We start from the raw sequence: 13,809 nt of genomic DNA on the forward strand, positions 1-13,809 counted from the left end.
CCGAGAGATGACTATTTAGCAATAGAATGCCTTAAAAGTGATGCAAATTTTAATCAATGAGGTGAATTGAATTCATTTGATTAGTCAGGCTGGAAGGGAATTAGGTGACTAATAGAGGGGTTGAATAAAGCGCTAGAAGACTAAAAAACGAATTGAAAAAAGCGAAAAGAAAGAAGAACAAACAATCACTTCATTTTTTTGTAAAGATGCGGCGCCAAAGTGCGATTGAACTGCCAACCATGTCTACCCGGCTTTGCGCCTAATTTGGGTGGTTGGTAAACAGCCTTTACTCTTTTTTTATCAAAATCGGGATTGAGCACAGCATAGATCCTAAGCACATTCTTCACGTATTGCTTAGTCTCTTTATAAGGTGGAATTCCGTTGTATTTATCAACCGCGCCTTCACCCGCATTGTATCCTGCTATGGCTTTCTCAATATTGCCTTTATACCGATCCAGTAAAAATCTCAGATACTTAACACCAGCGCGAATATTCTGTTGCGGATCATAACTGTCGGTAACACCAAAACGATCAGCCGTATCGGGAATTAATTGCATCAGGCCTTGAGCGCCCGCTGAAGATAATGCCTTACGTTTAAAACACGATTCAGCTGTAATAATCGATTTGACTAAATTGGTATCCACATTATGCTTTTTCGCATACTTTGTAATGTGTGTATCGTATTGATCGGCTTTTGCATGAACCTGTCTTGCATTCCAGCTAATGCAATTATCCGGAAATGTCAGTTTGGGTTGAGCCTTTTTGACGATCTTTTTAGAATTATTCTTAGCTGGTTTCGCCGCTGCCGCAGGGTGCACAACAGCATTATTGCGGGTTAAATTTAACATCGCCAATTTCATGTTTTTATCTATAACAGGCTGTTTAGCAGGATTTGCACCCACAGCTGGAAGCATGCTAACACTCATCAGCAATGCAATAGATAACTGTTTGTAATACGTTAAAAACATGAATATTTAGGGCTGGGCTCGTTTATGAATTAGATTACTTGGTTTGGGTTTGTTGATTTAGCTAAATTAGGGGGTACTTATATTATAGTGTACTTTGGCCATAAAAAGTTCGTTTAGTCAGTGTTTCACATCCCGCCAAGCTAAAATATAAACCCCTATTATTCAAAACTTCCTATTTCAGCCAATACAGATGTTGCGTAGCAACCGGCTGGTAGAGCAAAGGATAATTCTACCGTACTCCCTGCTTCATCACTATCATTGTGGCTATTACCATCTTTATCAAGATACGCATAAGTTAGGTTTTCTACGCTAATTCGCATCGCGCGTCTTTCCTGTTTTAAGCCATTTCTTTCCAATCCATCACACAGGCTTTTAAAAGTATCTGCAATTTCTGTTTCTAAACCTAAAGTTTCATCATGAGTTGCTAAACGTCCACGTCCCCACAATGCTGCGGTAGGATGCAAATCGTGTTTATCAACCCGTTGAATAATCTCATCGCTCAATGCCTCATAAAAGCATGATTTAGAACCATTCAACATGTACACATCACCTTCAACAGCTTTGTTCCAGTTATCAGCCTCTATACGCGCCGAAAGAATATGATTGAAAATCCACGAACGCGCTGAAGATAAATAAATACTACGTTTAGCGCGGTCTTTAAACTTAAATTCACCCGCAAACCATTTTTCAGCTCTTTCGATATTGTAATTATTATGACCAAAGCGTTGAGCACCAAAATAATTAGGCACTCCCTGTTGTTTGATACGCTCAATGGTTGCTGCTAACTCTGATTCTTCGCCTTTGAAATCGCTTAGCTTCAAGGTGAATTTATTACCAATCAACGCCCCACGCTTGAGCTTTTTATCATGACGTTTCTCTGCTAATACTTCTACCGATTCTGGCAGTAACGCCTGCCAATCAGGCGCTTCTCGTCCCGGCATTTGCACACTAAACCATTGCGTTGTTACCGCATTGCGATCTTTTAAACCTGCATAACTCACATCCCGACGTGGAACACCAGCCGCTTTCGCTAACAAACCACCCACCCAGTCAGTATTCTCACCAGTTTTTTTGATGTGCAACCACACGTGTTCACCAATGCCTGACGGTGAAAATTGCTGAATCTCATCCACTTGAAAATCAGACGCAGTACTGCGAATAAGCCCGGAAAGCGTGCTGTTTTTGTTAACCTTGTTAAAGGAAATTTTATCTAAGTCAGTCATGGGCGGGGAGTATAAAGTGATACGGCCGTTCTTGATAACTAATTGATAACTAATTAATAGCTTATTTAACTGACAAATAGTGAAAGGCACCCCACTACTTTGAGGCACTTTTTTAATATAAACCGAGAACTGTTAATTTATTAGGAATCCCGTTACTCAACTCTAAAGCGTTTATCAGGTTTGCTCAATACTTTGATTCTTAACTTCTTCCAGTAGCTGAGGAAAGAAATCCAAATAAACATCTTCTATCTGGTTTTTATGTATTTTTAACTCATCTATTGATCCAGAGAAATCATTTTTAAAACGAATACGCTCTGAGATACGATCAAGCGCATAACCAACCCCATCTAATTCTGAATACGCAGAAAACCAATCATTCTCGATTAAGTTAGTAGTGACGCGTTGCATACGATCAGGCATCAGATGATTACCCGCCGCTAAGTCTCGATAATAAATGTTTCGACGATTTTCAAAACTTAGCACATCGAAACGTTCCCAGTGCACAATCAAGAAATGATCAAACACCATATCAAGCATAATGCCGGCAAAACGTCTTCTTTGTGGAGAAATTAAGGCTTTTAAATCGAGAACCTTGGGATGACTATCAGTAAACCGATCGACCAGTCGATGATTGTCGTAACCTAAGACAACTTTACTTGGCAAAGCCTGAATATCAACTCCTTTACGAAAGTCACCTAATAGATTTCCAACGCGCGATTCAATGGTAGGTTGAGACAAAAATAAATGAGAAAGGTAATTCATTGCTGTAGTTTACAGAAGCTGTAACAGGCTTGTAAGTTATGTTCATGAAATATGATAGGGAAGATTTATAACATATCAATTGCCACCCCCTACTTTGAATGAGTTTTTTAATGATATTGAATTTTTGCTCAGCTAAGGCAGTAGATAGCCCACCATATATTCCTGCACTTCAGAAAGCGCACCATGCAAATAGATACTTTCTATTTTTTTGCATGGTGCGCTTTAAATTATTTTTATTATTTTATCTTTTTAGGTTGAAAATGATCACCCGGTAATAAATTTCTTTTTGGATTAACAAGCTTGGGATTACTTAATTTTGGATTTGTTACTGAATCTAATCTGGAATTAGGTAGCTTTAAATCGCTCTTATTATTACAACCAGCAGGTACAAAAACACAATCGCTTCCACCCGCTCCGTTTGATGTACATTTTAACTCGCATTTAACTTTTTGTATGAATGGGCTATGTAACAAGCCGCTATATTCAGCAGCATTCATTGAATTAAACATAAACATGCATGCCAGGATTGCCCCCACCCCAAATTTGCTTACATTAACGTTTTTTTCTGGAATACAACCTTTAAACAATTTCATAATAAGTCTCCTCGTATAATGAAAAGTGCTTATAGCTTCCTGAAGAGTTATTCAACTATTCTACTAACTTTTACTCAATATGCTTACACATGTAGTTTGCTGTTAATACTAATTATATCGTTGCTTATTCAAGCGACAAAATCACCCGGCTGCTCTCAAGAGATTAACCGTTACACACAAACTTTAGGGAAGCCATAATGCTATTGCTGTAAAAATATATTGTTTACTTTGCATAACGTAAACTCGATTTTTTTCAAAGAATCTAATCAATCGCACTGTAAGGATTCATTGATTAGGTTATTGATACTAAATGAACGCCTCAATATTTTCTGTGATTAAATTCACAAAAAGTAAAAACATTTGATGACATATTAGTTTTATTAAAAGTCACCCCCCTACTTTGGGCCAATTTTTTAATCTGCTTATTTTCTATAGTATGATGCGATTAATCTTTTAATAAAAAAGTGCCTATAAGTAGGGGGGTGACCTTCACTCTATTAGCCGTTCATTGTCTGTATTTGAGATAATCTTAAAACGAGATATTTATGCAAATTTATCTATTATGGTTAGCTGTTGCTGTCAGTTTTCTTACATTTACAATCCATACTTTTGTAGGTGGTCCACGTGTAGCAAAACCATTATTAGAAAGTAAAGAACTTCCCATAGCATCAAAGTGGCTTAACTATTACACTTGGCACATCACTACCATTTTCACTTTGTTAATGGGGGGCGGATATGCTTATGTGGCATTACACCCAGACAAACCAGAATTAGTTGTATTTTTAACAATTCTTACTGGTGCCTTTTCCCTGCTAAGTGTTAGTGTTGCCATTAAAGGAAAGATAAACCCGTTTAGATTTCCATCCACGTCTCTTTTTGCAGCTGTCTGCTTATTAGGTTTAGCGAGTTTGGTCATATAAAAATAATCTACAAGAAATTGTTGAAGACTACAACACCAGAAATACAACATTACAAGGAACCAGAATGCTTAAATCTTTCGCTAAAAAGTTATTGAAACTTATTGGCTGGAAAATTGATATTGTTTTACCGAAAGAAAAAAAATACGTGTTGATTGGCGCACCTCATACCAGCAACTGGGACTTTCCGTTGACTATGCTGACCTTCTGGACACTCCATTTAAAAATTCACTGGGTGGCTAAAATTCAAATGTTTTGGGGACCCTTTCATTACTTGTTTACTGCACTTGGCGGGATACCGGTAGATCGCAAAAGCTCGAAAGGTTTCATCGAACAGATTACCACCAGATTCGACGAAGCGGATGAGATGGTGCTTACTATTTCACCAGAAGGCACCCGTTCTAAAACAGATCATTGGAAGAGTGGTTTTTATCATATTGCACAATCGGCAAATGTGCCGATTTGTATGGCTTATATCGATTACGAAAAACGCACTATGGGGTTTTCTCAGGTTTTATATCCAAGCGGAGACATTGATGCCGACATGAAAATTATCGCTGAATTCTACAAAGATATTAAAGGTAAACGACCTCAGAATCAGGGCCCTGTTCAACTGAAAAAAGAGTAAAGCCACCCCCCTACTTTGGGGCATATTTTATTTGTCTTGCAGATAAGATTGAATACGATGCCAACTGGATTCACCCGCGAGTTTCATGACGTTATCCTGCATCCCAAACCAACCTTGCAAGCCGCCGCTATGCACCATGGTAATGGATGTTCCCCTGGCAAATTCGCAGGCAACTATTTGTTCGACTAAACGCCGGCACATTTTGCTGGTATAAATCGGATCTAATAAAATACCTGTTTGTTCTAACCAATCAAGAATAAACACAAGATGCGTATCATCAAATTTTGCATATCCACCATAGTCTGCCTGCACGATTGAATACCTATTAAAATGTGTAGCCTCTGCATTCTCAGCCGCAATGAATGATGCGATGCGTTCCTCGAGTGATTGATCTTTTAAAACGGCATAGCCAATAGCCTGTTGTGTTTCTTCTAGACCACAGACCAAACCCGCAAAACTAGCTCCCGTACCACTGGCAATAGTCAAAATATCACTTTTATGTTGTGCGTTGATGTCTTTGCTTAATTCTGTACAACCCGCAACAGCTAGAGGGCTACTTCCACCCTCAGGAATAATCAACGCTTGTGGAAATCGTTTGCCCAATGCAGTTAAATAATTTTCATCATCACGAAGCTTATAGTTTTTTCGGGTGACAAATTCCAAAGTCATACCCGCATTTCGCGCTGCGGTGAGCGTTGGGTTTTTTGCGTATTCAGCCTCACCACGAATAATTCCCATGCTCTGAAAATCATATTCATTAGCCATCAATGCCAAGGCATGAATATGATTAGAAAAAGCGCCACCGAAACTAAGGAGTTGTTCGATACCATTCTTTCTAGCGTAATCAAAATGCGGTTTTAACTTATAAAACTTATTTCCACTGGCAAGCGGATGAATTTCATCTGCTCTAGCCATAAATAGCTCTACTCCGGCATTTTTTGCAACGTCCAGCGCCACACGCTCCACACGCAAAGGACGCTTATACATATCTAAACTGGTCATTAAAATAATTAATTAAAATACCTTTCATTTTATTATGGGATTTGACAGTGCTAATAGATTACGTATTTTAACGGTATTACAAATAGAAAATATCGCTAATTTACCATGCTTAATCTCATTCATTAATCGCTACTAAAATTAGAAACAGGAGACTGCTTTATGCAAACAACAACGATCAAAACCATCCTTTTAAGTACATACACTTTGTTATCTGTTAACGCTTTTGCCGCAGATGATGCAGGTAAGAAGACCTATGACGATGCATGCAAAGTCTGCCACGATGCGGGTATTGCGGGTTCCCCTAAATTTGGAGATGCAGAAGCCTGGGCACCGCGCATTGAAACCGGAATCGAAGCGCTATATACCACTTCATTAAAAGGGAAAGGAGCGATGCCGGCTAAAGGTGGACGTGCTGATATCTCTGATGATGATGTTAAAGCTGCGGTTGATTATATGGTCAAAAACGCATCTAAATAAGCCAGTTACCGTCAAAGCCCATATTATTTTTTTATAATCCAGACGTTCTTTTCACAAGCAGTAAACATCATTAAGGTTAGGTGTTTACTGCCTACTATAAATAGTTAGGGTGTGAAAACAGTATCCCCAAAGGCGAATACACAGTTGAAAAATTATCAGATAGAGTCAAACTACAGGTATTAACATTAATCGCTTCATATAATACTTCATTAAACACAAGGAACCTTTTATGGCACGTCAAACAGACCTCATCGCACCTTCTATTCTGTCAGCAGATTTTGCTCGTTTGGGAGAAGAAGTCGATAACGTCATTAAATCGGGTGCTGATGTGGTGCATTTTGATGTGATGGATAATCACTATGTGCCTAACCTAACGATTGGTCCCTTAGTCTGCGACGCGCTGCGTAAACACGGCGTGACTGCTGACATAGATGTACACCTGATGGTTAAACCGGTTGATAGAATCATTCCCGATTTTGCAAAAGCGGGCGCAACGTATATTTCATTTCATCCAGAAGCATCAGAGCACGTCGATCGTACCCTGCAAATGATTCGTGAATTAGGTTGTAAAGCAGGTTTGGTTTTTAATCCTGCAACGTCTTTAGACGTTCTGGAATACGTGATGGATAAAGTCGATCTGATTTTGTTGATGTCAGTAAACCCGGGCTTTGGTGGTCAGAGCTTTATTCCTTCAACGCTGACTAAACTTAAGCAATGCAGAAAATTAATCGACGAGTCTGGTTACGATATCCGTCTTGAAGTGGATGGTGGTGTTAAAGACAACAACATCAAAGAAATCAAAGAAGCCGGTGCGGACATGTTCGTCGCGGGTTCTGCGATCTTCGGTGCAGCTAATCCGGATGATGCCAATGATTATGAAACAATCTGTGGCAAGTTCCGCGAGCAATTAGCTGCAGCTAAGGTTTAAAGCACAAATTATATTCTTTTAAGTCACCCCCCTACTTTTAGCCACTTTTTATCTAAACAGATTGAAAGTGGCTGCATTAAACATTAGCAATCATTAGCCAATATTTGTAAACACTAGCGAGTTTCACTATGAGTAAAACATTTTCACCTGAATTAATCATGATTGATGTTGATGGCACATTGGTAGATTCAGTGCCTGACCTCTCATGGTGTCTCGATGAAACGTTAAAAAAAGTAGGACTTCCACCACGCGGTGAAGCGGCCGCACGAAAGTGGGTGGGTAATGGCGTTATCCGAATCGTTGAACGTGGTATAGCCAATGATTTAGACGCACCACATGATGAAGCTATCTTCAAAGATGCGATGCCCATTTTCAGAGAACTTTACGCAGAAAACACCTCGAAACGCAGCAAGCTCTATCCCGGTGTTCGCGAAGGTGTCGATTACTTAAAATCTACCGGCATCAAAATCGGTTGTATCACTAATAAGGACGAACAATTCACTCACCCTATTTTAAAAGACTTAGGACTGTGGAATGATTTTGAAATCGTTATCAGTGGCGATACCTTAGAAAAGAAAAAACCTGATCCGCTACCACTATTACATGGCGCAAAAATGCTCGGGGTTAAACCAGAAAATTCCTTGATGTTAGGTGATTCAACTTCAGACGTAAAAGCGGCTCGCGCTGCCGGTTTTGAGATTATCTGTATGTCTTATGGTTATAACCACGGCGATGATATTCGGGATTCGAACCCTGATGCGGTGATAGACTCGATGACCGAGTTACGCGACATGATAAAACCTCGGTAATCCAGTCTTTTCTGGTCTGAAACTCATCACTACGTTTACTAACTTTTCACTCAGCCAATCCTTTGGCTGTTTACTACTTGCTGATTGATTAAAAAGCGAGTTAAAATACCCCCATGTTAAATACCTCTATAAATCGTAACTGGCTTTGGATATAGCGTCTTTTGAAAAAAAGACAGTTGTACGCTTATTTATTAGTAATAAATTAATACCAATGCAAAAACATTTATATCAGGTTTAACCATGAACAAATCACAATTCGAAGCTTACCTTTCTGAAGGTTACAATCGCGTACCTCTAGTTCGCGAAATACTCGCTGATCTCGACACCCCTTTAAGTACCTATCTCAAACTCGCCAATGGTCCGTATTCTTATTTATTTGAATCCGTTCAAGGTGGAGAGAAATGGGGTCGTTATTCAATTATCGGCCTACCCGCCAAAACGATTATTAAAGTCACAGATAGAGATATTGACGTTATCACCGATGGTGAAACCGTTTCCTCTGAAACTGTCAGTGATCCTCTAGAATGGATTGAAAACTACAAAGACAGCATCAAAGTCCCTGAAATCGAAGGCATGCCGCGTTTTAATGGTGGTTTAGTCGGTTACTTTGGCTATGAAACGATTCGTTATATCGAGCCAAAACTATCCGGTGTAGAAGCAGAATCAAAACCCGACCCGATTGATACTCCCGATATTCTTCTGATGCTTTCAGAAGAAGTAGTCATCTTCGATAACCTGAATGGCATTCTTTCGGTAATCGTACATGCCAGTGATGGAGAGTACGAAGAGGCAGAACGTCGACTCGATTACTTAAGCAATAAACTGCAAGAACCACTAACTTTATACAATCCTGTAAGTAATCCCAAGACCATTACCGAAGATGATTTTGTCTCTGGCTTCACCAAAGAAGGTTTTGAAGAAGCCGTTGAGAAAACACGTGAATACATCAAAGCCGGCGATGCCATGCAAGTGGTGCTTTCACAACGTCTGAGTATTCCCTTTGAAGCTCCACCAATAGATTTATATCGTTCCTTACGATCGTTCAATCCATCCCCTTATATGCACTTTATGAATCTGGATTCTTTTCAGATTGTGGGTTCATCACCGGAGATTTTAGTACGCCTTGATAATGGTGAAATCACTGTTAGACCGATTGCTGGTACGCGTAAACGCGGCCACGATAAAGTCAAAGACCTGGCTATGGAAAAAGAATTACTCAATGATCCTAAAGAACTCGCCGAACATTTAATGCTGATTGATTTAGGGCGAAATGATGCGGGCCGAGTAAGTCAGACTGGATCTGTGCGCCTCACCAATAAAATGGGCATTGAGCGTTATTCTCACGTCATGCATATCGTTTCAAATGTAGTCGGTAAATTATTACCAGACATGTCAGCGATTGACGTGCTTCGTGCGACATTTCCTGCTGGTACAGTAAGCGGCGCACCTAAAATCCGCGCAATGGAAATCATCGATGAATTAGAACCCGTAAAACGTGGCATTTACTCAGGTGCTATTGGTTACCTGGCATGGAATGGTAATATGGATACTGCAATTGCAATCCGTACTGGTGTGATTAAAGATGAGACCTTACACATTCAGGCAGGTGCTGGCATAGTTTATGATTCTGTTCCGGAAATGGAATGGATGGAAACCATGAATAAAGCACGCGCCATTTTCAAAGCAGTCAGCCAGGCAGCTGCTGGTTTAGACAGACTTCACAAGTAAGGAGAACGACATGATTCTAATGATAGATAATTACGACTCCTTTACCTATAACCTGGTGCAATACCTAGGTGAATTAGGTGCTGAAGTCGTTGTAAAACGCAATGATCAAATCACCATTGAAGAGATTGAAGCACTCGCACCAGAGAGAATAATGATTTCCCCCGGTCCTTGTACTCCAACAGAAGCCGGTATTTCTCTAGCTGTCATCGAACATTTCAAAGGCAAGCTACCAATTTTTGGCGTATGTTTAGGTCATCAATCAATCGGTCAGCAATTTGGCGGCAACATTATTCGCGCCAAAGAAATCATGCACGGCAAAACCTCGGATATTTATCACAAAGGCACGGGCATTTTTAAAGGCCTACCGAATCCATTCAAGGCGACGCGCTATCACTCTCTGGTTATCGAAAAAGAAACATTACCCGATTCGCTAGAAGTGATTGCATGGACACAGGATGATAACGGGGAACTTGATGAAATCATGGGTGTGCGACATAAAGAACTCGCAATTGAAGGCGTTCAGTTCCATCCAGAATCTATTCTGACGGAACATGGTCACGATATGTTGCAAAACTTTCTTAATATGTGATTGATACTATTTAGAATGCCTGAAACAAACTTATCATCACCCGCAAAAATACGATCTCGTCTATTAGCTATATTTTACGATAGCTTGATCGTATTTTTCGTTATCATTATTTCAACCTTGATCATTCAACAGATCATTATCAGTTCTGGCCTGGTTAACTTACAGCAAGTGCAGATCAGTGAGACTGAGGCCATCAACACAATTCCAGCCACTAGTCCGGTTAACCTCTTCTTAAAAAGCCTATGGCTGATTGTCAGCTTTCTGTATTTTGCCTATTTCTGGACAAAACGCGGACAAACACCAGGCATGAAAGTCTGGAAAATCAAACTCGTGAATAACAATAATGCGCTCGTATCCTGGTCACAATCCTTGATTCGCTATATCACTGCGTTATTTGGATTAGGATTGCTACTGATACCTTTTAATAAACCACGTCATGCGATTCAAGATATCCTAAGTAAGACTTCACTTGTACACACGCAGTAAGCCACAGCATTCCTATGCTTCAAGACACAGGCAACAACTCTAATAACGCTAATCAGATACCTAATCCCTACTGGAATGTCTGGGCAACCTTAGCCTTTACCATTCTGGTATTTATCTTATTTTCCGCTTTACAGTCATTCTTTCTTGTCGCTTACATGTTTTCTCAAGAGAGCATGACAATTAGTGATGCACTAAATCCTAATTCCGCCTCAGGCTTTGGCGCACTACTTAATAACTATGCTTTTAATGGTGATGCCATTAGCGTATCGCAAATTCCTGCAGCGATAATAGGCACAGCCTTAATATTTTTTATTATTGCCAAACGTAAAACCTTAAGCATAAAAAACTACCTTGAATTCTATCCACCCAGATTAAAATATTTACTCGTTTTTCTGGGGCTTATGATTCTGGGCATGATGCTAATGGAAGGCGTCAACATCTGGTTAGATCGCCCTACACCTGAATTCATGACCAAGGTCTATTTGAGCGCAACTAATCTACCTTTATTATGGATAGCCGTAGGCATTTCAGCGCCATTTTTTGAAGAAATTTTATTCCGTGGTTTCTTTTTTGAAGGCTTGCGTAAAAGCGCTTTCGGTACTTTAGGCGCGGTACTCCTGACCTCTGCCTGCTGGGCAATCATTCATGTCCAATATGGCTGGTTTGAGATAATAAGCATCTTCCTCATTGGCATACTCTTGGCTATTGCCAAACTCAAAAGCAAATCTCTGTATGTACCAATAGCGATGCACATGCTGATGAATCTAACTGCCAGTCTCGGTATGGAATTAAACTTATAGCCAAAACCTCTGTTACATAAGCGCCTCTAATTTACCAAGACTGGTTTTATGTTAACCATTGGATAAAAAAAAGAATATCCACCAAGTTCTTTCTACTATAATTGACCAGATATTGATTTTTTATGGGTGGAAATAACTATGAGTGAACGCGATTCTATAGATGTTGATGTAGTCATTGTTGGTGCCGGACCTGCGGGTTTATCAACTGCAATTCGACTCTCTCAACTGGCTAAAGAAAAAGGACAAGAACTGGCTATTACCGTGCTCGAAAAGGGAGCCGAAGTTGGCGCTCATTCTCTGGCTGGTGCAATCCTGGAAACGCGTGCTCTCGACGAACTCATCCCCGACTGGAAAGACAAAGGCGCGCCAATCAGCACCGCAGTCACCGAAGATCATTTCACCTACCTGACAGAAAAAGGCTCAAAGAAACTACCGACACCACCTTCCATGCATAACGAAGGCAATTACGTTATCAGCATAAGTCGTTTAACCAAATGGTTGGGCGAACAAGCAGAAGCAATGGGTATCGAAATCTACGCAGGTTTTGCTGCAGCAGAAGTGCTTTATGATGACAACAATAAGGTTGTGGGTGTTGCTACCGGTGAAACAGGTGTGGACAAAGAAGGTAACAAAACACCCTCTTACGACCCGGGAATGGAGTTACGCGCAAAACTCACCATTGTTGCAGAAGGCTGCCGTGGTTCATTGAGTCGTGTATTAACCGATCACTATGACTTGGCGAAAGATTCTTCACCGCAAACATACGGCCTCGGCATCAAAGAAGTTTGGGAAGTTAAACCAGAAAAACACACAATGGGTAAAACATTACATACCATTGGATGGCCATTAAAGAGCGATACCTACGGTGGATCTTTCCTTTATCACATGGAAAAGAATCTGGTCGCAGTAGGATTCGTCGTCGGTCTGGATTATACCAACCCATACCTTAGTCCTTTCGAAGAATTTCAGCGCTTTAAAAGTCATCCGTCAATCAGACCACTTTTTGAAGATGGCCAACGCCTCAGCTATGGCGCACGCGCTATCGTAGAAGGTGGTTTACAATCTTTACCAAAATTAGATTTCCCGGGCGGATTACTGATTGGAGACGCTGCTGGTTTCCTCAATGTGGCGAAAATCAAAGGCATTCATACAGCTATGAAAAGCGGTATGTTAGCTGCAGAAGCGACATTTGCTGCGCTGGAAAAAGACGCGTTTGACTCTGTCTCTTATGAAGCGGCTTTCAAAAATTCATGGATGCACGAAGAACTGCACAAAGTGCGTAATATACGCCCGGGCTTCAGCAAAGGTTTACTGCTCGGTTTAGCCAACGCTGGCTTAACTGCTTATGTGACTCGCGGTAAAGAGCCATGGACGATGACCCATCATGCGGATCATCTGCAACTGAAGAAGAAAACAGACGTCGAAAAAATCGAATACCCAGCGCCTGACGGAAAAGTCACGTTTGATCGTTTGTCGTCGGTGTATTTATCCAATACGTTCCACGATGAAAACCAGCCGATTCACCTAAAACTGAAAGATCAAAAAATCGCGATTGATACCAATCTTGATCTTTATGATTCACCTGAATCACGTTATTGCCCTGCCGCTGTATACGAGATTGTAGAAGAAGAGGATGGTTCAAAAGCGTTGCTCATCAACTCTCAAAACTGCGTGCATTGTAAAACCTGTGACATCAAAGACCCAACGCAGAATATCGTTTGGACCACACCAGAAAGTGGCGGACCGATGTACAGCAATATGTAATAGCTGATTAACTAATCAGATACTAAAATGCCACAATTTTGAACATCAAGGTTGTGGCATTTTAGTATCTGGATTCGTCATTAAAACTTAGTTAGCATAAAGTCACCCCCCTACTTTAGAGGCTTTTTTTATATC

Annotated in this window: 15 protein-coding genes; 10 read left to right on the forward strand and 5 right to left on the reverse strand. The window is 40.4% G+C overall.

Annotation, left to right across the window (positions count from 1 at the left end; translation table 11 throughout):
* Positions 1 to 185 precede the first annotated feature (185 nt).
* The 4 genes from EV695_RS08150 to EV695_RS08165 all read right to left on the reverse strand — a co-directional run bounded on the left by EV695_RS08150 (position 186) and on the right by EV695_RS08165 (position 3,546).
* Positions 186 to 968 carry a lytic transglycosylase domain-containing protein gene (locus tag EV695_RS08150; RefSeq protein ID WP_131905445.1) on the reverse strand — a complete coding sequence of 261 codons (783 nt, stop codon included), beginning with the start codon at positions 966 to 968 and terminating at the stop codon, positions 186 to 188.
* A 158-nt stretch (positions 969 to 1,126) separates the two neighbouring features.
* On the reverse strand, positions 1,127 to 2,191 hold the full coding sequence (gene truD / locus EV695_RS08155; protein WP_131905446.1) for a tRNA pseudouridine(13) synthase TruD: 1,065 nt from the start codon (positions 2,189 to 2,191) through the stop codon (positions 1,127 to 1,129).
* A 174-nt stretch (positions 2,192 to 2,365) separates the two neighbouring features.
* Complete coding sequence (locus tag EV695_RS08160; RefSeq protein WP_131905447.1) at positions 2,366 to 2,953, reverse strand: acyl carrier protein phosphodiesterase; 588 nt, start codon at positions 2,951 to 2,953, stop codon at positions 2,366 to 2,368.
* Positions 2,954 to 3,189: 236 nt separating this feature from the next.
* Positions 3,190 to 3,546: a hypothetical protein gene (locus tag EV695_RS08165; protein WP_131905448.1), complete on the reverse strand. Its 357-nt coding sequence runs from the start codon at positions 3,544 to 3,546 to the stop codon at positions 3,190 to 3,192.
* A gap of 545 nt (positions 3,547 to 4,091) precedes the next feature.
* Between EV695_RS08165 and EV695_RS08170 the strand changes: the two genes are divergently transcribed.
* Complete coding sequence (locus EV695_RS08170; RefSeq protein WP_131905449.1) at positions 4,092 to 4,466, forward strand: hypothetical protein; 375 nt, start codon at positions 4,092 to 4,094, stop codon at positions 4,464 to 4,466.
* Between the two features lie 64 nt (positions 4,467 to 4,530).
* Positions 4,531 to 5,091 (forward strand): lysophospholipid acyltransferase family protein, encoded by a 561-nt coding sequence (locus EV695_RS08175; RefSeq protein WP_131905450.1) that lies wholly within the window; start codon positions 4,531 to 4,533, stop codon positions 5,089 to 5,091.
* Positions 5,092 to 5,118: 27 nt separating this feature from the next.
* Here EV695_RS08175 and EV695_RS08180 read toward each other — a convergent pair whose 3' ends face one another.
* A complete protein-coding gene (locus EV695_RS08180; RefSeq protein WP_207907012.1) occupies positions 5,119 to 6,078 on the reverse strand; it encodes a 1-aminocyclopropane-1-carboxylate deaminase/D-cysteine desulfhydrase in 960 nt (319 codons plus the stop codon).
* Between the two features lie 174 nt (positions 6,079 to 6,252).
* On the opposite strand from EV695_RS08180, the gene EV695_RS08185 reads away from it, so the two are divergent.
* The 8 genes from EV695_RS08185 (at position 6,253) to EV695_RS08220 (ending at position 13,674) form a co-directional block, all read left to right on the forward strand.
* Complete coding sequence (locus EV695_RS08185; protein ID WP_131905452.1) at positions 6,253 to 6,570, forward strand: c-type cytochrome; 318 nt, start codon at positions 6,253 to 6,255, stop codon at positions 6,568 to 6,570.
* Between the two features lie 229 nt (positions 6,571 to 6,799).
* Complete coding sequence (gene rpe, locus EV695_RS08190) at positions 6,800 to 7,498, forward strand: ribulose-phosphate 3-epimerase (RefSeq protein WP_131905453.1); 699 nt, start codon at positions 6,800 to 6,802, stop codon at positions 7,496 to 7,498.
* A gap of 128 nt (positions 7,499 to 7,626) precedes the next feature.
* Entirely contained in the window at positions 7,627 to 8,307 is a 681-nt protein-coding gene (locus tag EV695_RS08195) for a phosphoglycolate phosphatase (protein WP_131905454.1), read from the forward strand.
* A gap of 240 nt (positions 8,308 to 8,547) precedes the next feature.
* On the forward strand, positions 8,548 to 10,035 hold the full coding sequence (trpE, locus tag EV695_RS08200; RefSeq protein WP_131905455.1) for an anthranilate synthase component I: 1,488 nt from the start codon (positions 8,548 to 8,550) through the stop codon (positions 10,033 to 10,035).
* 10 nt (positions 10,036 to 10,045) lie between these two features.
* Positions 10,046 to 10,624, forward strand: coding sequence for an anthranilate synthase component II (locus tag EV695_RS08205; protein WP_207907013.1), 579 nt, complete (start codon positions 10,046 to 10,048; stop codon positions 10,622 to 10,624).
* Between the two features lie 15 nt (positions 10,625 to 10,639).
* On the forward strand, positions 10,640 to 11,110 hold the full coding sequence (locus EV695_RS08210; protein WP_131905456.1) for an RDD family protein: 471 nt from the start codon (positions 10,640 to 10,642) through the stop codon (positions 11,108 to 11,110).
* 14 nt (positions 11,111 to 11,124) lie between these two features.
* Complete coding sequence (locus EV695_RS08215; protein ID WP_131905457.1) at positions 11,125 to 11,910, forward strand: CPBP family intramembrane glutamic endopeptidase; 786 nt, start codon at positions 11,125 to 11,127, stop codon at positions 11,908 to 11,910.
* A gap of 138 nt (positions 11,911 to 12,048) precedes the next feature.
* On the forward strand, positions 12,049 to 13,674 hold the full coding sequence (locus EV695_RS08220; protein ID WP_131905458.1) for an electron transfer flavoprotein-ubiquinone oxidoreductase: 1,626 nt from the start codon (positions 12,049 to 12,051) through the stop codon (positions 13,672 to 13,674).
* Positions 13,675 to 13,809 lie beyond the last annotated feature (135 nt).

The sequence above is a fragment of the Cocleimonas flava genome (assembly GCF_004339015.1).
Taxonomy (GTDB): domain Bacteria; phylum Pseudomonadota; class Gammaproteobacteria; order Thiotrichales; family Thiotrichaceae; genus Cocleimonas; species Cocleimonas flava.

Coding starts and splice junctions, on each gene's coding strand:
- EV695_RS08150 (WP_131905445.1), bottom strand. CDS start 968: ATGTTTTTAACGTATTACAAACAGTTATCTATTGCATTGCTGATGAGT.
- truD (WP_131905446.1), bottom strand. CDS start 2,191: ATGACTGACTTAGATAAAATTTCCTTTAACAAGGTTAACAAAAACAGC.
- EV695_RS08160 (WP_131905447.1), bottom strand. CDS start 2,953: ATGAATTACCTTTCTCATTTATTTTTGTCTCAACCTACCATTGAATCG.
- EV695_RS08165 (WP_131905448.1), bottom strand. CDS start 3,546: ATGAAATTGTTTAAAGGTTGTATTCCAGAAAAAAACGTTAATGTAAGC.
- EV695_RS08170 (WP_131905449.1), top strand. CDS start 4,092: ATGCAAATTTATCTATTATGGTTAGCTGTTGCTGTCAGTTTTCTTACA.
- EV695_RS08175 (WP_131905450.1), top strand. CDS start 4,531: ATGCTTAAATCTTTCGCTAAAAAGTTATTGAAACTTATTGGCTGGAAA.
- EV695_RS08180 (WP_207907012.1), bottom strand. CDS start 6,078: ATGTATAAGCGTCCTTTGCGTGTGGAGCGTGTGGCGCTGGACGTTGCA.
- EV695_RS08185 (WP_131905452.1), top strand. CDS start 6,253: ATGCAAACAACAACGATCAAAACCATCCTTTTAAGTACATACACTTTG.
- rpe (WP_131905453.1), top strand. CDS start 6,800: ATGGCACGTCAAACAGACCTCATCGCACCTTCTATTCTGTCAGCAGAT.
- EV695_RS08195 (WP_131905454.1), top strand. CDS start 7,627: ATGAGTAAAACATTTTCACCTGAATTAATCATGATTGATGTTGATGGC.
- trpE (WP_131905455.1), top strand. CDS start 8,548: ATGAACAAATCACAATTCGAAGCTTACCTTTCTGAAGGTTACAATCGC.
- EV695_RS08205 (WP_207907013.1), top strand. CDS start 10,046: ATGATTCTAATGATAGATAATTACGACTCCTTTACCTATAACCTGGTG.
- EV695_RS08210 (WP_131905456.1), top strand. CDS start 10,640: ATGCCTGAAACAAACTTATCATCACCCGCAAAAATACGATCTCGTCTA.
- EV695_RS08215 (WP_131905457.1), top strand. CDS start 11,125: ATGCTTCAAGACACAGGCAACAACTCTAATAACGCTAATCAGATACCT.
- EV695_RS08220 (WP_131905458.1), top strand. CDS start 12,049: ATGAGTGAACGCGATTCTATAGATGTTGATGTAGTCATTGTTGGTGCC.